A 24,413-nucleotide genomic window follows, 5' to 3' on the forward strand; every position below is an offset into this window, starting at 1 on the left:
GCCTGCGCGCAAGCCGGCGCCAACCCTGTGTTAATATCGCGCCCCTGTTCATTTTGTATGTGGGTTGCTCCATGAAGTTGTCCATGCCGCGATTCGATCAAGCCCCTGTCTTGGTGGTCGGCGATGTCATGCTCGACCGTTACTGGCATGGTGGTACCTCACGGATTTCCCCTGAGGCGCCGGTGCCGGTCGTTAAAGTCGAGCAAATCGAAGACCGTCCGGGCGGCGCTGCCAACGTTGCCTTGAACATTGCCGCGCTGGGTGCGCCGGCGTCGCTGGTCGGTGTGACCGGCGATGATGAAGCCGCCGACAGCCTGAGCAACAGTCTCAAGGGCGCGGGTGTGCGTGCGCTGTTTCAGCGCATTGCGCATCAACCGACCATCGTCAAACTGCGGGTCATGAGCCGGCACCAGCAATTGCTGCGTATCGATTTCGAAGAACCGTTTGCCACCGATGCGCTGGCCCTGGCCTCGCAGGTCGAAGACTTGCTCGAAGGCATCAAGGTGCTGGTGCTGTCGGACTACGGCAAAGGCGCGCTGAAAAACCATCAAGTGCTGATCCAGGCCGCACGTGCCAAAGGCATTCCGGTGCTGGCCGATCCGAAGGGCAAGGATTTCTCGATCTACCGTGGCGCCAGCCTGATCACGCCGAACCTCAGCGAATTCGAAACCATCGTCGGCGGCTGTGCCGATGAGCACGAGTTGGTGAGCAAGGGCGCGACCCTGATGCACGACCTCGAGCTCGGCGCGTTGCTGGTGACCCGTGGCGAACACGGCATGACCCTGTTGCGCCCGGATCATCCGGCACTGCACTTGCCGGCACGTGCCCGTGAAGTGTTCGACGTCACCGGTGCCGGCGATACCGTGATTTCGACGTTGGCGGCAGCAATTGCAGCGGGCGAAGAACTGCCTCACGCGGTGGCGCTGGCCAATCTGGCAGCCGGCATTGTTGTTGGCAAACTCGGTACGGCGGCGATCAGCGCCCCGGAGCTACGCCGCGCGATTCAGCGTGAAGAAGGCTCCGAGCGTGGCGTGCTGGGTCTGGAGCAACTGCTGCTGGCGGTTGACGATGCCCGTGCGCACAACGAGCGGATCGTCTTCACCAATGGCTGCTTCGACATCCTCCATGCTGGCCATGTGACCTACCTGGAACAGGCGCGCGCGCAAGGCGATCGCCTGATCGTCGCGATCAACGATGACGCCTCGGTCAGCCGTCTGAAAGGCCCGGGTCGTCCGATCAACAGTGTCGACCGACGCATGGCGGTACTCGCCGGTCTGGGCGCAGTAGATTGGGTGATCAGCTTCCCTGAAGGCACGCCGGAAAACCTGCTGCGCGAGGTCAAGCCGGATGTGTTGGTCAAGGGTGGGGATTACGGCATCGAGCAGGTGGTTGGCGCGGATATCGTCACCGCTTACGGCGGTACGGTGAAAGTGCTGGGGCTGGTGGAAAACAGCTCGACCACGGCGATTGTGGAAAAAATCCGCAAGTCCTGATGAAGGACAATTGTGGCGAGGGGATTTATCCCCGTTCGGCTGCGTAGCAGTCGTAAAACCAGTCACCGCGATTAATCTAACCGCGGTCGCAGGTTTTGGGGCGGCTTCGCCACCCAACGGGGATAAATCCCCTCGCCACAAGATTATGTGAAGATTTCAAATCGCTTTGCGCGGTACGATTTTTTTCAGCAGTTGCCTGGCCTTGCCGCGCAACCGCGCCAGACCAGTCGCCTTCTCCGGCGGCGTCAGTCCCTGCTGACGCAACCAGTCCTTCCAGCGAATCCGCTCATCGCGCACCAGCCAGCCCTCCTGACGGGCAAAGCTTTCCGCCAGATATAAACCGCGGGTGCTCGCCGGGTACAGTTGATCCTTTTTCAAGGTGTACAACTCCGGCAACGGTTGGCCGTCCTGCAACGGCATCAGATAAAGATCCGGCCGCTTGCGATCCAGTCGCGCCACCAGTTGATCACCTTCCAGTCGTTCATCGACATGAAACAGGCTCAGGGATTTGGCTTCCTTGGGCACGTCCAGGCGCAGGTCGTAGATCAATTGCAATGATGCGGTCGGCAGATGCACATAGGCGCGTGGTCGCTCCAGCAATTGCAGATTGGCGCAGCGCACCGGCCGTGCAGACCCGGACAACGGGGTCAGGCGAAACGGCAAGGCCTCACGATAATGCAGGGCAGATGAGTAGGGCGCCGGCAGCCAGGTGTCGTTGAAACGCCCGCCGAGCCAGCCTTCAGGCGTTTCCAGCAAACACTCTTCAGCAATTTCCTGAATCGCCGTGTGCAGCGGAATGTTCAATTCGTGCGCCGGTACGTAGCCGGAAATCAGCTTGAGCACCACGTCGCCGCGATCTTGCCGGCGCTGGCGCACCAGCACCCAGTAGTCGCGATTCTGCCAATGCAGGGTCAGGCGCACCGACACACCGAGGTTGGCCAACTCCAGCGAGAAGCGCTCGGCATCGGCGACGCTCACCGGTTTGCGCCGCTGCAAGGTCTGGGCGAAGTTCAGCGGCATGCCGACGCTCTGGTAGGTCAGGCCTTCGGGCGTGGCTTCGACGAACAGCGGCAGGGTCTTGAAGTTGCTCGGGTTCTTTCTGATGAGCGTGCGCGGCATATCGGCTCCTGCTTAAGGCCGCGAAGCGGCGTCAGTGACCACGCAGGACCTGGGCTACGGTCGCAACGTTGTGGGCGAGGTGCAGCGGATTGATCGTGCCGACAATAGCACTGGCCACGCCAGGCTGCGCGAACAGCAACTCAAAACTGGCGCGCACCGGATCTACGCCCGGGCTCAGGCAAACGTGACCGCTGGCCAAGGCTTTTTTCACCAGAATGGCTTTGCCGTGGGCAGCAGCATAGTCAATGACAGCTTTCTCGTTTTGTTCGTTCAGATTGTAGGTGACCATCGCGCAATCGCCCTGCTCCAGTGCTTTCAGGCCACCCTCGACGGTTTTGCCGGAAAAGCCGAAGCCGCCAATCTTGCCCTCGGCCTTGAGCGCGGCGAGTGTCGCGTAAACCTCTTCGTGCTCGAGGATCGCCATGTCGTTGCCGTCGGAATGCACCAGCAGCAGATCGATAAAATCCGTTTCCAGACGTTTCAGGCTGCGCTCAACCGACATGCGCGTGTGCGCAGCGCTGAAGTCGTGGTGCGACACGCCATCGGCAAACTCCTCGCCGACCTTGCTGACAATCACCCAGTCCTGACGCTGACCGCGCAACAGTGGGCCGAGGCGTTCTTCGCTGCGACCGTAGGCCGGGGCGGTGTCGATCAGGTTGATGCCCAGTTCGCGCGCCTGGCGCAGCAACATCCGCGCTTCGTCGTCGCCGGGGATCTGAAAACCGTTGGGGTATTTCACGCCTTGGTCGCGGCCGAGTTTGACCGTGCCCAGGCCCAGCGGCGAAACCGTCAGACCGGTGCTGCCCAGTGGACGGTGGAAGTCGTGCAGGGTTGGAAGGCTCATGGCAGCAATTGCTCCCAGGCGGGAACGCCCATCGGTGGTTTCGGCAAGGCCGGCAATGGTTCGCTGGCTTGTGGCTGGATGCCGTCGCGTTCAAGAGAAGCGATCACGCGGTCAGCGAAGTCCGGCGCCAGCGCCAATTTGGTCGGCCAGCCGACCAGCAACCGGCCCTGCTCGGCGAGGAAGGCGTTATCGGGGCGTGTCAGCCCGGTTTGCAGCGGTTCGGCGCGGTCGACGCGCAGGGTCGCCCATTGCGTGGTGCTGAGGTCGATCCACGGCAGCAACTGGGCGATTTCCTTTTGCGCGGTGGCGATCTGCTCGGCCGGTTCGCGGTGTACGCCTTCGCTTTCGGCGATGTCGCCGCCCATGTACCAGACCCACTGACCGTCAGCCGCCGGGTGCGTGGTCACGGTGATGCGCGGTTTGGTGCCGCCGCCCAGGCAGTGTGCGTACAGCGGTTTCAGGCCCGGGCCTTTGGCGATGATCATGTGCAGCGGCCGGCGTTGCATGGCCGGCTGGCTCAGGCCGAGGTCTTCAAGCAATTGCGCGGTACCGGCGCCGGCGCTGAGGACGATGCGCTGGGCGCGGATCTCGCGGCCGTCGACTTTCAAACCGACCAGCACGCCCGCTTCCAGCAGCGGCTCGATGGTTTGCCCGGCGAGCAGGCCATCACCGGCCAGATCGGCCAGGCGCTGGATCAGGCTCGGCACATCGACCACCAGTTCGGCGAGGCGGTAGACCTTGCCCTTGAAGCGTTTGTCTTGCAGGGCCGCCGGCAATTGCTCGCCCTTGACCTGATCGACGCGGCCGCGCACGGCTTTGCTGGCGAAGAAACTGGTGAGGTTGCCGGCGAGGGTGCCGGGCGACCACAGGTAGTGAGCTTCGGAGAGCAGGCGCACGCCGGACAGGTCCAGCTCGCCGTTGCCGGCCAGCGCTTCACGCCAGCGGCGCGGCATGTCGGCGATGGCTTCCGAGGCGCCGGTCAGCGCACCGTGCAGCGCGTACTTGGCGCCGCCGTGGATGATCCCCTGCGACTTCACACTCTGCCCGCCGCCGAGGCTGGCGCTTTCCACCAGCACGGTCGAAAAACCCTGACGGCGCAGACGCGCGTTCAGCCAGAGGCCGGCGACACCAGCGCCGACAATCAGAACGTCGGTGGAAATAACGGATGGCATGCAGCGACCTCAGGTGTTCAAGACGAGGGCGCAGTATACAGACTCGGGAAAGAGGGGGATTTGTCGATGATCAACAGAGGGAGCGCAAACCTGTAGGAGTGAGCCTGCTCGCGATGCGTTCTATCAGACGACATAAATGTTGAATGACAGATCGCTATCGCGAGCAGGCTCACTCCTACAGGGGGATGTGTTTTGTCTTTAGTGGCCGGCGGTTTTCGAGAACAGCTGGATGACGACGACGCCCAGCACGATCAAGGCCATCCCGAGCATCGCCGGGATATCCAGTTTCTGCCCGTAAATGAACAGCGCCGCAACGCTGACCATCACGATGCCCATGCCGGCCCATACCGCGTAGGCCACGCCAACGGGAACGGTGCGCACCACCAGGATCAACATCCAGAACGCGATGGCGTAGCCCACGATCACCACCAGCAGAGGCAGCGGCGTGCTGAAGCCTTTGACCGCTTTCATCGAAACGGTGGCCATGACTTCGGCGCAAATAGCGATGGCAAGGTAGGCGTAGGCGTTCATGGGTATTCCTCAAGTGGAGCGTTACTGTCTGAGGTCGGCATTTTAGTGATTCTTCAGATGCGGTAAAGTCATTACCTATCTGTTTGAAAGATGGGTTGGGCGAGCAGCATGCAGTGGAATCTAGATCAATTACGCACATTTATCGCGGTCGCCGATCAACGCTCGTTCTCCGCCGTGGCGCGTCAGCAGCGCAAGGCGCAGTCGGCGATCAGCAGTGCTGTCGCGATGCTCGAGGACGATCTGGGCGTCAGCCTGTTCGAGCGAAGCAGCGGTCGTCAGCCAACCCTCACTGAAGCAGGTGAAGCGTTACTCGAAGAAGCGCGGGAAGTGCTGCGCCAGTGCGAACGCCTCAACGGCCGGGCCATGGCGATGATGCGCGGTCAGGAAGCGCAATTGCGCGTGGCGCAGGATGAAGCGATGCCGTATCAGGCGCTGGTGGAAAGCTTCGGCGCGCTGGCCGAACAATTTCCCAGCCTCGAAGTGCAACTGACCAGTGCCGCCCAGGGCGAAGTCGCGCGCAAACTGGTCGAGCGTCGTGCCGATCTCGGCTTGCTGTTCTATCACGATGAAATCCCCGAAGCGCTGGAGCGCCGAGTCCTTGGTAGCGTCGAAATGGTCACCGTCTGCGGGATCAATCATCCGTTGGCGACGCAGAGCTATGTCACATGTCAGCAGATGGCGCAGCATCGGCAACTGTTGATGTCGACGCAAACCAGCGTCTACCCCGGCAACGAACCGGCCAGCCCGCAAGTCTGGCGCGCCGACAGCTATTACGTGATGGCCGAATGGCTGGTGCGCGATCTCGGTTGGGCGTGGTTGCCGCGCCACGTCGTGCAGTACTCGGCGTATCAGGGGTTGATGGTCGAACTCGACAGCGAATGGACGCCGCCGGCGCTGGTGGTGGAACTGGTCTGGCGCCGTGACGAGCCGCTTGGCCCGGCGGCGCGTTGGCTGGCGGAGCGTTTTGCCGTGCACTTGCGGGCGATCGGCGACAAAAGTCGATAAACTCCGCCGCCATGAATAGAACTCTGTACACCGCGCTGTTTTACCTGGGGCTGCCATTGGTGGCGATTCGGCTGTGGCTGCGGGCGCGCAAGGCGCCGGCGTATGCCAAGCGGATTGGCGAACGTTTCTCCTACGGCATGCCGACGCTGCAACCCGGCGGCATCTGGGTGCACGCGGTGTCGGTGGGCGAGAGCATCGCTGCGGCGCCGATGATCCGCGCTCTGCTGCAACGTTATCCACAACTGCCGATCACCGTAACCTGCATGACGCCGACCGGTTCGGAACGCATTCAGGCGCTGTTCGCCAACGAGCCACGCATCCAGCATTGCTACCTGCCGTATGACTTGCCGTGTGCGGCGGCGCGGTTTCTTGATCGCGCACAGCCGAAACTGGCAGTGATCATGGAAACCGAACTGTGGCCCAACCACATTCACCAGTGCGCCAAGCGCGGGATTCCGGTGGCGCTGGCCAATGGACGCTTGTCCGAGCGTTCGGCACGCGGTTATGGGCGGTTCCGCAAACTGACCGCACCGATGCTCGCCGAGATGAGTTTTTTTGCGATTCAGACTGAAACTGAAGCCCAGCGCTTCCGCGAATTGGGTGCGCGTCCGGAAACGGTCGAGGTGACGGGCTCGATCAAATTCGACCTGACCATTGACCCGGCGCTGCTGCAACGCGCCGCTGAATTGCGTGGGCAATGGCAGGCGCTGGAGCGTCCGGTGTGGATCGCCGCCAGCACCCATGAAGGCGAAGACGAAGTGGTGCTCGATGCCCATCGTCGTTTGCTGGCCAATCACCCGGATGCGTTGCTGATTCTGGTGCCGCGCCATCCTGAGCGTTTCAACTCGGTGTTTGAGCTATGTCAGCGTGAAGGTTTCTCCACGGTGCGACGTTCGACCGGGGCCAATGTCGATGCGCAGACTTCTGTACTGCTCGGCGACACCATGGGTGAATTGCTGTTTCTGTATGCCTTGGCTGACAGCGCATTTGTCGGCGGCAGCCTTGTGGCTAATGGCGGGCACAATTTGCTGGAGCCCGCAGCCTTGGCGAAACCGGTGCTCAGCGGCCCGCACCTGTTCAACTTCCTCGACATCGCCGCGCAATTGCGTGAAGCCGGGGCGTTGGCAGAGGTCGATGATGCTGAAGGGCTGGCGGTGGAAGTGCAGCGTTTGTTCGAATTGCCGCGTGATGCGCAGCGCATGGCCGAGGCCGGGCTGGCGGTGATGCGCCGCAACCAGGGCGCGTTGCAGCGCTTGCTGGATGGTTTGGCGCGGCTGCTCAAATAGTCGCTTGGAATATTACTGTGGCGAGGGGATTTATCCCCGATCGGCTGCGCAGCAGTCGTAAATCCTGTTTGCCAGATCTGACTGAATCACCGCGGTGAATGGTTTTGGGGCTTCTACGCAACCCATCGGGGATAAATCCCCTCGCCACAGGGGATTCATTCCAGATTGTTTATGGGCGGGCCTTGAGTTGTTCTTCGGCAGCCTTGGCCAGATCCGGCGGGAGGAAATCCTTGTCCGGGTTGTAGTCGGCTTTCAGATAGCGTCGCAGATCTTCCAGATCCCCGGGATTCAACGTCCCCGCCGCCTGTTTCAAGCGCAGGTTGTCGAGAATGTAATCGTAGCGAGTGTTGTTGTAGTTGCGCACCGAGGTGTACAGCTGACGCTGCGCATCGAGCACGTCGACGATGTTGCGCGTACCGACCTGATAACCGATTTCCGTCGCTTCCACTGCGCTCTGGTTGGAGATGATCGATTGCTTGCGCGCCTGTACCTGCTCGACGTCGGTATTCACCGCGCGGTGCAGATTGCGGGTGTTCTCAACGATCTGCCGACGCAGCGATTCACGCTGCTGCTCGCTCTGATCCAGTTGCGCATACGACTGACGCACTTGCGAACTGGTCAGGCCGCCGCTATAGATCGGGATGTTCAGCTGCAGTCCGACGGTGGTCTGTTCAACGTTGCCACCGTAAGGCGCACCGAACGAGTTCGGGTTGGCGAAACCGAGGGCGTCGTTGTCACCTTTTTCGTATTTGGCCACCGCGTCGAGGGTCGGCAAGTGACCGGCCTTGCGCTGCTTCAAGGTCTCTTCGGCGGAACTGACGGCGTAGTTACTGGCCAGCAAATTCAGGTTCTGACGCGCCGCCGTATCAACCCACGATTTGGCATCGTTCGGCGCTGGCGGCAGGATCGGCAGCGAGTGGACGATGCCCTGAATCGAGTTGTACTGACGGTTGGTCAGGGTGATCAGCGCTTCAAACGCATCATCTACCTGACGCTGCGCAACAATGCGGTTGGCCCGTGCGGTGTCGTAACTGGCTTGCGATTGCAGGACGTCGGTCTTGTCCGACAGGCCGACATCGAAGCGTTCGTTGGACTGGTCGAGCTGGCGCTTGAACGCGGCTTCTTCAGCCTTGGTCGAGGCCAGATTGTCCTGACTGCGCAGCACGTTGAAATAGCTTTCGGCCGATTGCAGGATCAGGTTCTGCTCGGTTGCCGACAGTTGCAGCGCGGCTTGCTCGTTGACGTCCTTGGCGGCCTGGTACTGGAACCAGCGATCGGCGCGGAACAGCGGCTGGGCGAGGGTCGCCTGATACGAGTGAGCGCTGCGGTTGGCGATGGCCGAAGGCTGATCGATCGAGGTGCGCACATTGGCGGTTTCGGCGCCGCCGGACAGGTTCGGCAGCAAGCCGGCGCGGGCCTGTGGCACCACTTCTTTCTGTGCGCCGTACTGGGCGCGGGCGGCGGCCAGATCGGCGTTGTTGTCGACCGCTTCCTGATAGACGCTGACCAGATCGGTTTTGGTCGACAAGGGCGCTTCTGCTGCCCAGGCCATTGCGTTGGACGCACAAGACACGGCAACAGCCAGTGAGAGTTTGCGCAGCATGAGGCGATCCCTAGCATTAATATTATGGAAGTAATCGGGGCGCCAAAGGTAAGGCGCAGGCCCCACAGCGTCAAGGCGTGGCGGGGCAAAGCGAGTGTAGTTGCGCAAACCGATCACAACAATCGGCCCAACCCGTGTATTTGCGCCATTCATCATGGTGTTTGCTGCGGTGTTGGCGTTCTTTGCCGGTTGTGTCTAGACTGGCCGGGTTCTTGTCGGGGTGCCTTGCTATGAGGCTGAGATCGAATAATTTCGGATCCCGTTGAACCTGATCAGGTTAGCGCCTGCGTAGGGAACAAGATTTCTCGTCACCCGGCGAGTCCTCTTGTGCTTCGTCCGGGAAATTGTTCGACAATCGAACGCTCGACGACGATGCACAGCACCAGTCCTGGTGCGTCCGTGCCTTTCAGGTTCTGCTCCGACAATCCACTGCCTGGATGCTGTCTGGAGAGCCCGTGATGACTACAAAATCAAAAAACGCGATCAACCTGAGTGACTCGGCCAAGGTCGACGAGCAATCGGTCAAGCCGTTCACCCGTTCGCAAAAAGTCTACGTTCAGGGCTCCCGCCCGGACATCCGCGTGCCGATGCGCGAAATCAGCCTCGACGTGACGCCGACCGATTTCGGCGGTGAAATCAACGCGCCGGTCACCGTTTACGACACCTCAGGCCCGTACACCGATCCGAACGTAGTGATCGATGTGCGCAAAGGTCTGGGCGATGTGCGTTCGGCGTGGATCGATGACCGTGGCGACACCGAGCGCCTGCCAGGCCTGAGCTCGAACTTCGGCCAACAACGTCTCGCCGATGCAGAGTTGACCAAGCTGCGTTTCGCCCACGTCAACAACCCGCGCCGCGCGAAGGCCGGGGCCAACGTCAGCCAGATGCACTACGCCCGTAAAGGCATCATCACCGCCGAGATGGAATACGTCGCCATCCGCGAAAACATGAAGCTGCAAGAGGCCCGCGCTGCCGGCCTGTTGACGCAACAACACGCCGGCCACAGCTTTGGCGCGAGCATCCCGAAAGAAATCACTGCCGAATTCGTCCGCGAAGAAATCGCCCGTGGCCGCGCAATCATTCCGGCCAACATCAACCACGTCGAACTGGAACCGATGATCATCGGCCGTAACTTCCTGGTGAAGATCAACGGCAACATCGGCAACAGCGCGCTGGGTTCTTCGATCGAAGAAGAAGTGGCGAAATTGACTTGGGGCATTCGCTGGGGTTCGGACACCGTGATGGACTTGTCCACCGGTAAACACATTCACGAAACCCGCGAGTGGATCATCCGCAACTCGCCAGTGCCGATCGGCACCGTGCCGATTTATCAGGCGCTGGAAAAAGTCAATGGCGTCGCCGAAGACCTGACCTGGGAGCTGTTCCGCGACACGCTGATCGAGCAGGCCGAGCAGGGCGTCGACTATTTCACCATCCACGCCGGCGTACTGCTGCGCTACGTGCCGCTGACCGCCAAGCGCGTGACCGGCATCGTCTCCCGTGGCGGTTCGATCATGGCCAAGTGGTGCCTGGCGCACCATAAAGAGAACTTCCTCTACACCCACTTCGACGAAATCTGCGAAATCATGAAGGCCTACGACGTCAGCTTCTCGCTGGGCGACGGCCTGCGTCCGGGCTCGATTGCCGACGCCAATGACGAAGCGCAATTCGGTGAATTGGAGACCTTGGGCGAGCTGACCAAGATCGCCTGGAAGCATGATGTGCAATGCATGATCGAAGGCCCTGGCCACGTGCCGATGCAGTTGATCAAAGAGAACATGGACAAGCAGCTGGAGTGCTGCGACGAGGCGCCGTTCTACACCCTCGGCCCGCTGACCACCGACATCGCGCCGGGCTATGACCACATCACCTCCGGTATCGGTGCGGCGATGATCGGCTGGTTCGGTTGCGCGATGCTTTGCTACGTGACGCCGAAGGAACACTTGGGCCTGCCGAACAAGGATGACGTGAAGACCGGGATCATCACTTACAAGATCGCGGCGCATGCGGCGGACTTGGCCAAAGGGCATCCGGGCGCACAGATTCGCGACAACGCCTTGAGCAAGGCGCGTTTCGAATTCCGTTGGGAAGACCAGTTCAACCTCGGTCTGGATCCGGACACCGCGCGTTCGTATCACGATGAAACCCTGCCGAAGGACTCGGCCAAGGTCGCGCATTTCTGTTCGATGTGCGGGCCGAAATTCTGCTCGATGAAGATCACCCAGGAAGTCCGCGAATACGCGGCCAACCAGCGGATCGAAGCGGTCGACGTGGACGTCGCCCAAGGCCTGGCGGAACAGGCCGAGCGGTTCAAGAAGGAAGGCAGTCAGCTGTACAAAAAGGTTTGACCCCGTACTGATCGTTCCCACGCTCCGCGTGGGAATGCAGCCCGTGACGCTCCGCGTCCCTAGAGGCATTCCCACGCAGAGCGTGGGAACGATCACACAACAACAAATGTCCCTCTGAGATAACACCCTTGAGCATTCAACCCAGCACTTATTCCCCCGACCTCGCCGTGCCCGCCGACAAGCGTGTCTTCGGCGGTCGCGATCTGTTTTCCCTGTGGTTCTCCCTCGGCATCGGCCTGATGGTTTTGCAGACCGGCGCATTGCTCGCGCCAGGTTTGGGCCTGTCCGGTTCGCTGCTGGCGATTTTCCTTGGCACGCTGGTCGGCGTGCTGTTGCTGGCCGCCGTTGGCGTGATCGGCAGCGACACCGGCCTGTCGTCGATGGCTGCCCTCAAACTCAGCCTCGGCAGCAAGGGCGCAAGCCTGCCGGCGCTGCTCAATTTGCTGCAACTGATCGGTTGGGGCTCGTTTGAAATCATCGTCATGCGTGACGCCGCCAGCCTGCTCGGCACTCGGGCGTTCAGCGAAGGTTCGCTATGGTCGAACCCGGTGTTGTGGACGTTGTTTTTCGGCGCGCTGGCCACCTTGCTCGCGGTCAGCGGCCCGCTGACTTTCGTGCGGCAGATCCTGCGCAAGTGGGGCATCTGGCTGCTGCTGGCAGCGTGCATCTGGCTGACCTGGAACCTGTTCGCCAAAGCCGATCTGGCGGATCTCTGGTCGCGTGCCGGTGACGGTTCGATGCCATTCGCCGTGGGTTTCGACATTGCCATCGCGATGCCGCTGTCGTGGCTGCCGCTGATCGCCGATTACTCGCGTTTCGGCAAGCGTGCGAAAAATGTCTTCGGTGGCACTGCGGTCGGTTTCTTCATCGGCAACTTCTGGCTGATGAGCCTTGGCGTCGCCTACACCCTGGCCTTCGCACCGAGCGGTGAGGTCAATGCGTTGCTGTTGGCCTTGGCCGGCGCCGGTCTGGGCATTCCGCTGTTGTTGATTCTGTTGGATGAGTCGGAAAACGCCTTCGCCGACATTCATTCGGCAGCGGTTTCGAGCGGGATTCTGTTGCGTCTGAAAGTCGAGCATCTGGCCTTGGCCATCGGCGTGATCTGCACGCTGATCGCCCTGCTGGCGCCGTTGGCGCAGTACCAGAATTTCCTGCTGTTGATCGGTTCGGTGTTTGCGCCGCTGTTCGGCGTGGTGCTGGTGGATCACTTCATTCTGCGCAAGCGCAGTGCTCAGGTCGCGTCAGCCGCATTGCGCTGGCCGGCATTGTTGGCGTGGCTGGGTGGCGTGAGCACCTACCACTTGCTGGCGAATCTGTATCCGGATGTCGGCGCAACCCTGCCGGCGCTGGTGCTGGCAGGGCTGTTGCAGCTAGTGCTCGGTCGGGCCTTCAGTTACGGCCGGGAAACAGCTCAGGCTTGAGAATGCCGTTCAGACGCGGATAAGGAATCTTCAGTTCGACGTGGCCCAGCGCATAAGGCGCAATAGTGGTCACGTCGTACTTGAGGATCACGCCGCCATAGGTCAGCGCCACGTTCGGGGTTTTCACGAACGGCCAGTTCTTCACGAACTCCGCTTCCTGATCGAGCTTGGTGCTGATCAACCAGCTGTTGTGCGCGACCTGCGCCGCCTTCCAGAACGCCTCTTCCTGACCCGGCATCAGCATGTCGGACAGGTTCAGTACCTTGTGCTGCTGGCGCGAATAGTTGATGAAACCACGGCCCGGTGTGCCATGCGCGCCGCCGGTGTCGAGGTAGCTCGACAACTCGATGATCACCAAGCCGTCATGCTGCTCGCGTACTTTCGCTTGCAGGTAGCTGCTGTTGCGCGGGCCGGCACTGGCCAGAAACTGCTCGCGATAGGCCGCCAGGGTTGGCGCTACCGGTGCATTTTTCTCGGTGCGGGTCATTTGCAGCAGACGTTTTTCGATGATGCCGTCCAGCGCAGGTTCTGCCGGGAAGCGCAGGGTGTCGATGTTCACCAGCGGGCAATCAGGGTTGGAACAGCCGGGTTTCAGTTGTTCCGAGGCGTCGCGGGTGGTCTCCAGCGGCGTGCGGTAGTTGGGCTGGAACAGGCTGGCGCAGGCGCCCAGAGTCAGGGCGATGGCGGCCACGGAGGCAATTTTGAAAAGCGACATGGGCGTCCTTTCGAAAGCAAGGGAAGGCAAAAAGATATCCGCTTCGACTCTCGCAGAAGCAGTCAGTTCGCCACTAAGCTAATTAGAGTGGGTTTCGCCTCCACCGTCCATCCCGCTGACGGTAAAGGGGCTGCATCAAACGGTGCGGGCGCGTTAGGATGGCGCGAAGTCGAGGTTGCCAGTCACACAGCAACCTCGTAATGGATCTGCAGTAAAGAGGATGCTCATGACTGATTTTGCCAACGCCATTCCGACCGCCGTCGATATCGTGCGGCGCGAAAAATGCTACGAGGGCTTTTACAAGCTCGACCGTGTGCACCTGCGCCATGAATTGTTTGCCGGTGGCATGAGCCGCGAGATCAACCGTGAAGTGTTCGTGCGCCACGATGCCGTGTGCGTGCTGCCCTACGATCCGCAGCGTGACGAAGTGGTGCTGATCGAGCAGTTTCGTGTCGGTGCCATGGGCAAGACCGACAACCCGTGGCTGATCGAACTGGTCGCTGGTCTGATCGACAAGCAAGAAGTGCCGGAAGAAGTTGCTCGCCGCGAGGCGCAGGAGGAAGCTGGGCTGGACATCAAGGCCCTGTGGCCGATGACCAAATATTTCCCGTCGCCGGGTGGCAGCAACGAGTTCGTGCATTTGTATCTGGGGCGTTGCAGCACCGAAGGCGTTGGCGGCCTGCATGGCTTGGAAGAAGAGGCAGAAGATATCCGCGTCACGGTCTGGGCCTTTGAAGATGCCTTGCAGGCCGTCCGTGACGGACGCATTGCCAACGCGGCGAGCATCATCGCCTTGCAATGGCTGGCGCTGAACCGCGCCGAAGTGAGGGGGCTATGGTTGTAAACAAGTTGCGCGATCGTTATCGAGTCGACCTCGCGGGGCTGCAAGCCGCCTGCGAGGCCAACTACGCGCGCCTGATGCGACTGCTGCCGGACATGCGCAACGAACCCGAGGCGCGGCGCATCGCCGTGACCCAGGGCGAGCAGATGCTCGGCGTGCTGGCCCTCGAAGTGTTGCAGGCCTGTCCTTACACCACCACGTTGCAGGTGCGTCAGGAACACAGCCTGCCGTGGCTGCCGGTGCCGCAACTGGAAGTTCAGGTCTATCACGACGCGCGCATGGCTGAAGTGGTCAGCGCCGAACATGCACGGCGCTTTCGCGGCATCTATCCTTACCCGAACGCGGCGATGCACCAGCCGGATGAAAAGGCTCAGCTCAATCTGTTCCTGGGGGAATGGCTGAGCCATTGCCTGGCATTGGGGCATGAGTACGAAGTCGTACGCTAGTTGTGAACTGTGTCCGGTTAGGCGGTTTCCTCTTTCACTGATCCCCCAGCATAATTGCGGCACTTGATCGATTCCGTGCTCTTGCCTTGGGAGAACGCCTTGCCGAGCGTATCCACGTTGACCCCCGCCGATTCGGCGCTGCTGGTGCAGTTGTCCGACAGCCATCTGTTCGCGGAAGCGGACGGTACGCTGCTGGGCATGAACACCCGCGAGAGCCTGCAAAAGGTCATCGAGCTGGTGTTGGGCCAGCAGCCGCAGATCGACCTGATTCTGGCCACCGGGGATATTTCCCAGGACGGCACGCTGGAGTCGTACCAGCAGTTTCGCCAGATCAGTGCGCAGATCGATGCGCCCGCGCGCTGGATTCCCGGTAATCACGATGAACCGCTGATCATGGCGCAGGCCGCCGTGCAGAGCTCGCTGCTGGAACCGGTGGTGGATATCGGCAACTGGCGCGTGACGATGCTTGATTCGGCTGTACCCGGCTCAGTGCCAGGGTATTTGCAGGATGATCAGTTGCAACTGCTGGCCCGCTCGCTGAGCGAAGCGCCGGAGCGGCATCATCTGGTGTGCTTTCATCATCATCCGGTGTCGATCGGCTGCGCGTGGATGGAGCCGATCGGTTTGCGCAATCCTGAAGCGTTTTTCGAGGTGCTGGATCGTTTTCCACAAGCGCGCGCGGTGCTGTGGGGGCATGTGCATCAGGAGATTGATCGCGAGCGTAATGGCGTGCGGTTGATGGCTTCACCTTCGACGTGCATTCAGTTCGAGCCGGGCAGTGAAGACTTCAAGGTCGGCGAACAGGCGCCGGGGTATCGCTGGTTGCGGTTGTTACCGGATGGTCGCCTGGAAACCGGTGTCGAACGCGTCATCAATTTCGCCTTCACCGTCGACTACGGCTCCAACGGATATTGATAATCCCTGTAGGAGCTGCCGCAGGCTGCGATCTTTTGATCTTCAAAAACAATCAAAAGATCGCAGCCTGCGGCAGCTCCTACAGGATGCAGGAAGGCATCATTTGGATGGCCCATCCTGCCCTGACTCCCTGTAAACTCCGCTATCTTTTGCCGACACTCAGGGAGCTCAAATGTCCGGTTCGATCCTCTATATCCACGGTTTCAACAGCGCTCCGGCCTCGAAAAAGGCCTGTCAGCTGGTGACGGTGATGGAGCAACTGGGTTTGAGCGATCAACTGCGTGTGCCGGCCCTGCATCACCATCCGCGCGAAGCCATCGGTCAGTTGGAGCAGGCAATCGCCGAGCTGGGCAGCCCGCTGCTGGTGGGAAGCTCCCTCGGCGGCTACTATGCGACTCACCTGGCCGAGCGCCATGGCCTGAAAGCCCTGCTGGTCAACCCGGCGGTCAGCCCGCACCGGATGTTCGACGGCTATCTGGGCACGCAGAAAAACCTGTATACCGATGAAACCTGGGAATTGACCCACGACCACGTCACGGCCTTGGCCGAACTGGAAGTGCCGGCGCCTCAGGACGCCCAGCGCTATCAGGTCTGGTTGCAGACCGGCGATGAAACACTGGATTATCGCCTCGCCCAGCAGTATTACCGCGCCTGTGCCTTGCGCATTCAGGCCGGCGGCGACCACAGTTTCCAAGGCTTTGCCGGTCAATTGCCGGCGTTGCTGAGTTTTGCCGGCATTGGTGCCGATGTGTATCAGGCAATCGATTTCACCGCACTGTGAAGTCTTGCCCCTATTTCATGAATGACTGACGACGAGACCCTATGGCCACTCCCAGCGCTAGCTCTTATAACGCCGACGCCATCGAAGTCCTCTCGGGCCTCGACCCGGTGCGCAAACGCCCCGGCATGTACACCGACACCAGTCGGCCGAACCACCTCGCCCAGGAAGTCATCGACAACAGCGTCGACGAAGCCCTGGCTGGCCACGCCAAATCGGTGCAGGTCATCCTGCACGCCGACCACTCGCTGGAAGTCAGTGACGACGGCCGTGGCATGCCGGTCGACATCCACCCGGAAGAGGGCGTGTCGGGCGTTGAACTGATCCTCACCAAACTCCACGCGGGCGGCAAGTTTTCCAACAAGAACTACCAGTTCTCCGGCGGTCTGCACGGCGTGGGTATTTCCGTGGTCAACGCCTTGTCGACCGAAGTCCGGGTGCGCGTGAAGCGTGACGGCAACGAATACCAGATGACGTTCGCCGATGGCTATAAGGCCACCGAGCTGGAAATCGTCGGCGCCGTCGGCAAGCGCAACACCGGCACCAGCGTGTACTTCGCGCCGGACCCGAAATACTTCGACTCACCGAAATTCTCCATCAGCCGCCTCAAGCACGTGCTCAAGGCCAAGGCTGTGTTGTGCCCTGGCCTGTTGGTCAGCTTCGAAGACAAAGGCACTGGCGAGAAAGTCGAGTGGCATTACGAAGACGGTTTGCGCTCGTATCTGGTCGACGCCGTCAGCGAATTCGAACGCCTGCCGAACGAGCCGTTCTGCGGCGCTTTCGCCGGTAATAAAGAAGCCGTCGACTGGGCGCTGCTGTGGCTGCCGGAAGGTGGCGACGCGGTGCAGGAAAGCTACGTCAACCTGATCCCGACGGCGCAGGGCGGCACCCACGTCAACGGTTTGCGTCAGGGCCTGCTCGATGCGATGCGCGAATTCTGCGAATTCCGCAGTCTGCTGCCACGCGGCGTGAAGCTGGCGCCGGAAGACGTCTGGGAGCGCATCGCCTTCGTCCTGTCGATGAAAATGCAGGAGCCGCAATTCTCCGGCCAGACCAAAGAGCGTCTGTCGTCCCGTGAAGCGGCGGCGTTCGTTTCCGGTGTGGTCAAGGATGCGTTCAGTCTGTGGCTCAACGCCAACCCGGAAACCGGTCTGGCCTTGGCTGAACTGGCGATCAACAACGCCGGCCGCCGTCTCAAGGCGAGCAAGAAAGTCGAACGCAAACGCGTCACCGCAGGCCCGGCATTGCCGGGCAAACTGGCGGATTGCGCCGGCCAGGATCCTATGCGTTCCGAGCTGTTCCTGGTCGAAGGTGATTCCGCCGGTGGTTCCGCCAAGCAAGCGCGGGACAAGGAGTTCCAGGCGATCCTGCCGTTGCGCGGCAAGATCCTCAACACTTGGGAAGTCGACGGCAGCGAAGTGCTCGCCAGTCAGGAAGTGCACAACATCGCCGTGGCCATCGGTGTCGATCCGGGCGCGGCGGACATGAGCCAGCTGCGCTACGGCAAGATCTGCATCCTCGCCGACGCCGACTCCGACGGTCTGCACATTGCCACGCTGCTGTGCGCGTTGTTCGTCCAGCATTTCCGCCCGCTGGTGGATGCCGGTCACGTCTACGTCGCCATGCCGCCGCTGTACCGCATCGACTTGGGCAAAGAAATTTACTACGCCCTCGACGAAGCCGAGCGCGACGGTATTCTCGACCGTCTGGTTGCCGAGAAGAAACGCGGCAAACCGCAGGTCACGCGATTCAAAGGTCTGGGTGAAATGAACCCGCCACAGCTGCGCGAAACCACCATGGACCCGAACACTCGGCGTCTGGTGCAACTGACGCTGGGCGAAGACTACGCCGAGACCTCGGAAATGATGGACATGCTGCTGGCGAAGAAACGCGCCGGCGACCGCAAAACCTGGCTCGAATCCAAAGGCAACCTCGCCGAGGTGCTGACCTGATGCAGTTTGGCTGGGCCTTGGCGGGTGCGTTGCTGCTGAGTTCAATGACCGTGTCGGCCGAGCCGATACAAGAACTGCGCCTGCTCGCCGAGCATCCGGTCGACGGCATGCGCGGCGGCAACCTCTCTGGGCTGGCGCTGTGCGGCAACGAACTGTGGACAGTGTCCGATCGCGATGACGATCAGATCTACCGTCTGAAGACGGCCGATCAGGTCTGGCAAGCCGAAACGGTGCGCATCGATGTCCCGCCCGTGCCGGACAGTGGTCTGCCGTGGGGTATCAGCTCGCGCACCTGGGCCGCCTCGTTCATCCGTGGCGGTGATCTGGATTTCGAAGGCATCACCTGCGACAACGCTGGCAATCGTTTCATCGTCAGCGAGGCCCATGCCGCCGTGCTGCAAGTGCCGCCACAAGGCCCGGCGTCATGGTTGAAAATCTCGCCGATGCTGGTGAAAGAAGCCCGCGCCAGTGGCATGTTGTTGCACTTCAATGCGCTGTTCGAAGGCTTGGCGATCAATCCGGCGGGCGATCAGTTATGGCTCGCTGCCGAGCGCGAGCGCCGGGGGCTGCTGAAGATCAAGCGTCAGCAAACGGTCTGGGATTGTGACGGTGCCTGCGTGCTGCTCAGCGAAGCCGGCGTCGAAATGCAGCCACCGCAGTTCCCCAAGGCCCGCGCCGTCACCCGCGACTTCGCTGATCTGTCACTGTTCAACGGCAAGCTGTTCACCCTTGAGCGCAATGCGTTTCAGATCTGCCGCCGCGATGCGGTGACCGCCAAAGTCGAACAATGCTGGTCGTACGCTGAAGATGCCCTGCAGCCACAGCGCCGTTATTCACAAGCCTACGGCCTGGCGGAAGCCCTGGTGGTGGATGCGCAGGGGGCGTGGATCGGCATCGACAACAATGACGGTGCGCGCGCCGACGGCGAAAAGCGCCCGATCATCTGGCGCTTCGCCGCACCTGACGGTGGCTGGAGCGCCAAGCCGTGAAGGGGGGCAGCGGCAAAGTAATCCGGTGCCACGGGCAATCCCTGCAATACTTCCGTGAGGAACATCACGAAAGTCATTGGAGTGTCAGGGATGAACATCAAGCAAGGTATTGCTGCTACTTGTGTAATCTGGTCCTCGTTCGCGTTGGCCGGGGATCCTGAATTGCATCTGCTTTCAGAACACCCTGTCGACGGTATGCGCGGCGGTAATCTGTCGGGGCTGGCCCTTTGCGGTGAGCATCTGTGGACAATATCGGATCGCGACGACGATCAGATCTATCGGCTCGATTCCCGGGCGGACGTCTGGAAGGCCGAAGCGGTGGCGATCAATGTCCCGCCGGTACCGGCCGATGCCGGGCGTACGCTGGCGATGAAGATTCATACGCTGTACCGCTCGCTGGTGCGCAACGCCGCCCTCGACTTTGAAGGCATCAGTTGCGATGACGCGGGAAATCGTTACATTCTCAGCGAAACCTATTCAGCAGTGCTGCAAGTCACCCCGCAAGGTCAGGCGTCGTGGCTCAATATTGCGCCGCAGATGGCAGAAGAGGCGCGCAAGGCAGGCATGTTGCTGCATGCCAACGCCCTGTTTGAAGGTCTGGCGATATCAGGTGTCGGCAACGATATCTGGCTGGCCGGCGAGCGGCAGAAAAGGGGCTTGGTGCACATCGCAAGATCCGTCGACAAATGGGCCTGCGCGCCAGTCTGCGTGACCCTGAGTGAAGGGGGGCTCGCGCCGCAGCCGCCACAGTTTCCTGGCTCGACGCCGGTAGAAATGGATTTTTCCGATATTTCACTGTTCAACGGCAAACTGTTTTTGCTTGATCGCAATGCCTTCAAGGTCTGTCGGCATGCGTTGAGTGGTGCTCAGGAGCGGTGCTGGTCGTTCGCTGCCGATGCGCTGGTTGCACATCGGCAATACCCCGGCCGGCATGGATTGACCGAGGCGCTGATTGTCGACGACAAAGGCGCCTGGATCGGCACCGACAACAACGGCGTCGTGCGCAACGATGGCGAGGCACGCCCGACTGTCTGGCGGTTTGCCGTCCCTGAAGGTGGCTGGAATGGCTGAACATGAGTGAGCAACCCCCGGGCAAACGCGCCGGTCGGGTGCTGATGATTATGGCCTGGTGCGCGGCGCTGTTTCTGGCGACGCGCTTTTTTGGCCAGTGGGAACAACGCCAGCAGAACCCGAACGTGGTAGTCAGTTCGGAACAGGGCGAAGGTTTTATCGAAGTGAAGCTGGCCGGCAACGCCCAAGGGCATTTTGTCGCCAGCGGCCAGATCAACGGCGAGCCGGTGGAGTTCATGCTCGACACCGGCGCAACCGATGTGGCGATCCCGGCGGATCTGGCCAAACGCTTGAAGCTGGAAGAAGGTTTCGGTGTGACTCTGAGCACGGCCAACGGCCTGAGCCAGGGCTATCGGACCAAAATTGCCCGTCTGCAACTGGGCGACATCGTGCTGCGGGACGTCCGCGCACTGGTGGCGCCGGGGCTGCATGGCGATCAGGTGCTGCTCGGCATGAGCGCCTTGAACAAACTTGAATTTACTCAGCGCGGTGGCACCATGTTGCTGCGCCAGACAACGAACCGATGAGGCCTGCATGAGCAACCCCCTTGATCTCAGCCTGGACGGTGTAGAACGCCGGTCGCTGGCTGACTTCACCGAAAGTGCCTACCTCAATTACTCCATGTACGTGATCATGGACCGTGCCTTGCCGCATATCGGCGACGGTCTGAAGCCGGTACAGCGTCGCATCATTTATGCGATGAGCGAGTTGGGGCTGGACGCCGATTCCAAGCACAAGAAATCCGCGCGTACCGTCGGTGACGTGCTCGGTAAATTCCACCCGCACGGCGACTCGGCGTGCTACGAAGCGATGGTGCTGATGGCCCAGCCATTCAGCTATCGCTACACGCTGGTCGACGGCCAGGGTAACTGGGGTGCGCCGGACGATCCGAAGTCCTTCGCCGCCATGCGTTACACCGAAGCACGCCTGTCGCGTTATTCTGAAGTACTGCTCAGCGAGCTGGGCCAAGGCACTGCCGACTGGGGCCCGAACTTCGACGGCACCCTGCAGGAACCGCTGGTGCTGCCGGCGCGTCTGCCGAACATCCTGCTCAACGGCACCACTGGTATTGCCGTGGGCATGGCCACCGACGTGCCGCCGCACAACCTGCGCGAAGTGGCGACCGCTTGCGTGCGTCTGCTCGACGAGCCGAAAGCCACGGTTGAACAGCTCTGCGAGCACATTCAGGGGCCGGACTACCCGACCGAAGCGGAAATCATCACGCCGCGCGCCGACCTGCTGAAAATGTACGAAACCGGCAAGGGCTCGGTGCGCATGCGCGCCGTGTACCACGTCGAGGACGGCGACATCATCGTCACCGCGCTGCCACACCAGGTTTCCGGTGCGAAAGTGCTGGAGCAGATCGCCGCGTTGATGCAGGCGAAACCGTCGAAAGCCCCGCAGATCGCTGACCTGCGCGACGAATCGGACCACGAAAATCCGTGCCGCATCGTCATCATTCCGGTCAACAGCCGCGTCGATCACGAAGCGCTGATGCAGCACCTGTTCGCCAGCACCGAGCTGGAGTCGACCTACCGGGTCAACGTCAACATCATCGGTCTGGACGGCAAACCGCAGCTGAAAAATCTCCGCGCCTTGCTGGTCGAGTGGCTGGAATTCCGCGTGCTGACCGTGCGTCGCCGCCTGCAATTCCGCCTCGACAAGGTCGAGCGTCGTCTGCACCTGTTGGACGGTTTGTTGATTGCCTACCTCAACCTGGATGAAGTGATCCACATCATCCGTACCGAGGAACACCCGAAAGCCAAGCTGATCGAGCGTTTCGCTCTCAGCGAGATTCAGGCTGACTACATCCTCGATACCCGTCTGCGTCAGTTGGCGCGACTGGAAGAGATGAAGCTGCGCGACGAGCAGGACGAACTGCTCAAGGAACAAGCCAAACTGCAAGCGCTGCTGGGCAGCGAAGCCAAGTTGAAAAAACTGGTGCGCACCGAGCTGATCAAGGACGCCGAAACCTATGGCGACGACCGCCGTTCGCCAATCGTCGAGCGTACCGAAGCCAAAGCGTTGACCGAGCACGACCTGCTGCCGAACGAGAAAGTCACCGTGGTGTTGTCGGAAAAGGGCTGGATCCGTTCGGCCAAGGGCCACGAGATCGACGCCACCGGCCTGTCGTACAAGGCTGGCGACGGCTTCAAGACCTCGGCGGCGGGGCGTTCCAACCAGTCAGCCGTGGTGATTGACTCCACCGGCCGTAGCTATTCGGTTGCCGCGCATACGCTGCCGTCGGCGCGTGGCCAGGGCGAGCCGTTGACCGGTCGTCTGACGCCGCCACCGGGTGCGACTTTCGAATGCGTGTTGATGCCGGAAGACGATGCGTTGTACGTGATCGCTTCCGACGCCGGTTATGGTTTCGTCGTCAAAGGCGAAGACCTGCAAGCCAAGAACAAGGCCGGTAAAGCCCTGTTGAGCCTGCCGAACAACGCCAAGGTGATCGCGCCGCGCCCGGTGGCCGATCGTGAGCACAACTGGCTGGCTTCGGTCACGACCGAAGGTCGCCTGCTGATCTTCAAAATCAGCGATCTGCCACAATTAGGCAAGGGCAAAGGCAACAAGATCATCGGTATTTCCGGTGAACGTGTGGCCAGTCGCGAAGAATATGTCACGGACATCGCCGTTATTCCGGAAGGCGCCACGTTGGTGTTGCAGGCCGGAAAACGAACCTTGTCGCTGAAGGCCGATGACCTCGAACACTACAAAGGTGAGCGTGGACGTCGCGGCAACAAGCTTCCAAGGGGCTTCCAGAGAGTGGATGCGCTGCTCGTCGAAAACCTCAATTAGGCGCCCTAGAGCGTTCGATCTACGATTTAACGCGTAGATCGACGCTTTGGCGCTGGAGTCGGAACGCATATTCACGGATGATATGGCCTTTCCAAGCGCCGGCGTGGCCGAGCGTTCTTCATATTTATTGAGTATTTTCACTGTGGTCAGCCTTGTGGCGGCCACCTGGACGGGATGATGACTGCGCTACGCCTTCCACTTATTTTGTTGCTCGCCGGCGTTCTTGGCCTGGCGGGTTGCAGCGTTCACCAGCCGGTGTCGCTGTATCAACTGGACAGCGGAAGTCCGGTTCAGCCTGCGCAAAGCGCGGGCATGGCGGTTTTGTTGGGCCCGGTAGTCGTCGCTGACTACCTGCAACGTGAAACACTGCTGCAACGTCAGCCGGACGGCAGCCTGCAAGCGGCGACCGATGGTCGTTGGGCTGGCAGCCTTTCGTCGGATATCGATCAATTGCTGATGCGTCAGGTCGCCGGTCATCTGGACAGCCAACGTGTGGTGCTGGCACCGGCCACCAGCGGGTTTACCCCGGATGTGCAGGTATTGCTGACCATCACGCGTCTGGATTCCGGCGTGAAACAGCCGGCGATTCTTGATGCGCAGTGGCGCTTGATCGACCGCCGTGGTCAGGTGCGTGATAACCGCATTGTCCATCTGCAAGAGTTGCACGCTGGCAGCACGGCTTCGCAGGTTCAGGCGCAGGGGATTTTGTTGCAGCGTCTGGCCGAGCAATTGTCGGTAGCGCTGAAACCGTTGGCCAACCAGCCTCCGGTCGCTGAAGCACCGCGTAAATCGGCACCGAAGCCAGCAGCACCGGCGGCGGAAGCCGAGAAGCAGCCCAAGATCCCGATGGCATCGCCGATTCGTACGGACATGGAAGTGTTCCGCTTCTAAGCCTGGATCGAGTTAAACAGAGCCCGCCTTGTGCGGGCTTTGTTGTGTCTGGAGGGCGGGGATCTTTTTCGTCAGTGCTGGCCTCATCGCGGGCAAGCCCGCTCCCACAGGGTCTTCGGCTGTCTGCTCTTTTGTGGGCTCCCACGCCCACTGTGGGAGCGGGCTTGCCCGCGATGGGGCCAGTGTGGTCCACA

General features: G+C 61.0%; 21 protein-coding genes and 1 riboswitch. Of the genes, 15 read left to right on the top strand and 6 right to left on the bottom strand.

Annotated features, from left to right (window positions below):
* Positions 1 to 71 precede the first annotated feature (71 nt).
* Positions 72 to 1,493, top strand: coding sequence for a bifunctional D-glycero-beta-D-manno-heptose-7-phosphate kinase/D-glycero-beta-D-manno-heptose 1-phosphate adenylyltransferase HldE (gene hldE, locus ACQ4MY_RS09660; RefSeq protein WP_008079264.1), 1,422 nt, complete (start codon positions 72 to 74; stop codon positions 1,491 to 1,493).
* Between the two features lie 156 nt (positions 1,494 to 1,649).
* Here hldE and ACQ4MY_RS09665 read toward each other — a convergent pair whose 3' ends face one another.
* The 4 genes from ACQ4MY_RS09665 to ACQ4MY_RS09680 form a co-directional block, all read right to left on the bottom strand.
* Entirely contained in the window at positions 1,650 to 2,612 is a 963-nt protein-coding gene (locus ACQ4MY_RS09665; protein ID WP_440094890.1) for a metal ABC transporter ATPase, read from the bottom strand.
* Between the two features lie 31 nt (positions 2,613 to 2,643).
* A complete protein-coding gene (locus ACQ4MY_RS09670; RefSeq protein ID WP_008079260.1) occupies positions 2,644 to 3,456 on the bottom strand; it encodes an aldo/keto reductase in 813 nt (270 codons plus the stop codon).
* Positions 3,453 to 4,628, bottom strand: a complete 1,176-nt coding sequence (locus ACQ4MY_RS09675) for an NAD(P)/FAD-dependent oxidoreductase (RefSeq protein WP_440094891.1) — start codon at positions 4,626 to 4,628, stop codon at positions 3,453 to 3,455. The genes ACQ4MY_RS09670 and ACQ4MY_RS09675 overlap by 4 nt, the downstream gene beginning before the upstream one ends.
* A gap of 198 nt (positions 4,629 to 4,826) precedes the next feature.
* Positions 4,827 to 5,159, bottom strand: coding sequence for a DMT family transporter (locus tag ACQ4MY_RS09680; RefSeq protein ID WP_008079257.1), 333 nt, complete (start codon positions 5,157 to 5,159; stop codon positions 4,827 to 4,829).
* Between the two features lie 108 nt (positions 5,160 to 5,267).
* Between ACQ4MY_RS09680 and ACQ4MY_RS09685 the strand changes: the two genes are divergently transcribed.
* Both ACQ4MY_RS09685 and waaA read left to right on the top strand, forming a co-directional pair.
* Complete coding sequence (locus tag ACQ4MY_RS09685; RefSeq protein ID WP_008079256.1) at positions 5,268 to 6,164, top strand: LysR family transcriptional regulator; 897 nt, start codon at positions 5,268 to 5,270, stop codon at positions 6,162 to 6,164.
* A gap of 11 nt (positions 6,165 to 6,175) precedes the next feature.
* Complete coding sequence (gene waaA / locus ACQ4MY_RS09690; RefSeq protein WP_440094892.1) at positions 6,176 to 7,450, top strand: lipid IV(A) 3-deoxy-D-manno-octulosonic acid transferase; 1,275 nt, start codon at positions 6,176 to 6,178, stop codon at positions 7,448 to 7,450.
* A gap of 169 nt (positions 7,451 to 7,619) precedes the next feature.
* Here the strand turns inward: waaA and ACQ4MY_RS09695 are convergent, their stop codons facing one another.
* Positions 7,620 to 9,053 carry a TolC family outer membrane protein gene (locus ACQ4MY_RS09695; protein ID WP_008079254.1) on the bottom strand — a complete coding sequence of 478 codons (1,434 nt, stop codon included), beginning with the start codon at positions 9,051 to 9,053 and terminating at the stop codon, positions 7,620 to 7,622.
* 206 nt (positions 9,054 to 9,259) lie between these two features.
* Positions 9,260 to 9,365, top strand: a riboswitch (TPP riboswitch).
* A gap of 146 nt (positions 9,366 to 9,511) precedes the next feature.
* Between ACQ4MY_RS09695 and thiC the strand changes: the two genes are divergently transcribed.
* Together thiC and cytX are read left to right on the top strand one after the other, a co-directional pair.
* Positions 9,512 to 11,401: a phosphomethylpyrimidine synthase ThiC gene (thiC, locus tag ACQ4MY_RS09700; RefSeq protein WP_053116740.1), complete on the top strand. Its 1,890-nt coding sequence runs from the start codon at positions 9,512 to 9,514 to the stop codon at positions 11,399 to 11,401.
* Between the two features lie 128 nt (positions 11,402 to 11,529).
* Positions 11,530 to 12,822, top strand: a complete 1,293-nt coding sequence (gene cytX, locus ACQ4MY_RS09705; RefSeq protein ID WP_064117169.1) for a putative hydroxymethylpyrimidine transporter CytX — start codon at positions 11,530 to 11,532, stop codon at positions 12,820 to 12,822.
* Here cytX and ACQ4MY_RS09710 read toward each other — a convergent pair.
* Positions 12,791 to 13,537, bottom strand: a complete 747-nt coding sequence (locus ACQ4MY_RS09710) for an RsiV family protein (RefSeq protein ID WP_440094893.1) — start codon at positions 13,535 to 13,537, stop codon at positions 12,791 to 12,793. The genes cytX and ACQ4MY_RS09710 overlap by 32 nt on opposite strands.
* Before the next feature lie 226 nt (positions 13,538 to 13,763).
* Here ACQ4MY_RS09710 and ACQ4MY_RS09715 point away from each other — a divergent pair, with 226 nt between their 5' ends.
* The 10 genes from ACQ4MY_RS09715 to ACQ4MY_RS09760 all read left to right on the top strand — a co-directional run bounded on the left by ACQ4MY_RS09715 (position 13,764) and on the right by ACQ4MY_RS09760 (position 24,219).
* On the top strand, positions 13,764 to 14,381 hold the full coding sequence (locus ACQ4MY_RS09715; protein WP_440094894.1) for an NUDIX domain-containing protein: 618 nt from the start codon (positions 13,764 to 13,766) through the stop codon (positions 14,379 to 14,381).
* Entirely contained in the window at positions 14,372 to 14,824 is a 453-nt protein-coding gene (locus tag ACQ4MY_RS09720) for a DUF1249 domain-containing protein (RefSeq protein ID WP_440094895.1), read from the top strand. The genes ACQ4MY_RS09715 and ACQ4MY_RS09720 overlap by 10 nt, the downstream gene beginning before the upstream one ends.
* A 99-nt stretch (positions 14,825 to 14,923) precedes the next feature.
* Positions 14,924 to 15,739: a 3',5'-cyclic-AMP phosphodiesterase gene (gene cpdA / locus ACQ4MY_RS09725; protein WP_440094896.1), complete on the top strand. Its 816-nt coding sequence runs from the start codon at positions 14,924 to 14,926 to the stop codon at positions 15,737 to 15,739.
* 172 nt (positions 15,740 to 15,911) lie between these two features.
* A complete protein-coding gene (locus ACQ4MY_RS09730; RefSeq protein WP_008079241.1) occupies positions 15,912 to 16,520 on the top strand; it encodes a YqiA/YcfP family alpha/beta fold hydrolase in 609 nt (202 codons plus the stop codon).
* Positions 16,521 to 16,561: 41 nt separating this feature from the next.
* A complete protein-coding gene (parE, locus tag ACQ4MY_RS09735) occupies positions 16,562 to 18,469 on the top strand; it encodes a DNA topoisomerase IV subunit B (RefSeq protein WP_158829987.1) in 1,908 nt (635 codons plus the stop codon).
* Positions 18,469 to 19,458, top strand: a complete 990-nt coding sequence (locus ACQ4MY_RS09740; RefSeq protein WP_440094897.1) for an esterase-like activity of phytase family protein — start codon at positions 18,469 to 18,471, stop codon at positions 19,456 to 19,458. The genes parE and ACQ4MY_RS09740 overlap by 1 nt, the downstream gene beginning before the upstream one ends.
* 96 nt (positions 19,459 to 19,554) lie before the next feature.
* Entirely contained in the window at positions 19,555 to 20,529 is a 975-nt protein-coding gene (locus ACQ4MY_RS09745) for an esterase-like activity of phytase family protein (RefSeq protein ID WP_371924504.1), read from the top strand.
* Between the two features lie 2 nt (positions 20,530 to 20,531).
* Positions 20,532 to 21,056 carry a retropepsin-like aspartic protease family protein gene (locus tag ACQ4MY_RS09750; protein WP_008079235.1) on the top strand — a complete coding sequence of 175 codons (525 nt, stop codon included), beginning with the start codon at positions 20,532 to 20,534 and terminating at the stop codon, positions 21,054 to 21,056.
* 7 nt (positions 21,057 to 21,063) lie between these two features.
* On the top strand, positions 21,064 to 23,328 hold the full coding sequence (gene parC, locus ACQ4MY_RS09755; protein WP_008079233.1) for a DNA topoisomerase IV subunit A: 2,265 nt from the start codon (positions 21,064 to 21,066) through the stop codon (positions 23,326 to 23,328).
* Positions 23,329 to 23,505: 177 nt separating this feature from the next.
* Complete coding sequence (locus tag ACQ4MY_RS09760) at positions 23,506 to 24,219, top strand: PqiC family protein (RefSeq protein ID WP_008079231.1); 714 nt, start codon at positions 23,506 to 23,508, stop codon at positions 24,217 to 24,219.
* The last annotated feature ends 194 nt before the right edge of the window (positions 24,220 to 24,413 follow it).

The organism is Pseudomonas sp. SM4, assembly GCF_051913165.1.
Lineage (GTDB): Bacteria > Pseudomonadota > Gammaproteobacteria > Pseudomonadales > Pseudomonadaceae > Aquipseudomonas.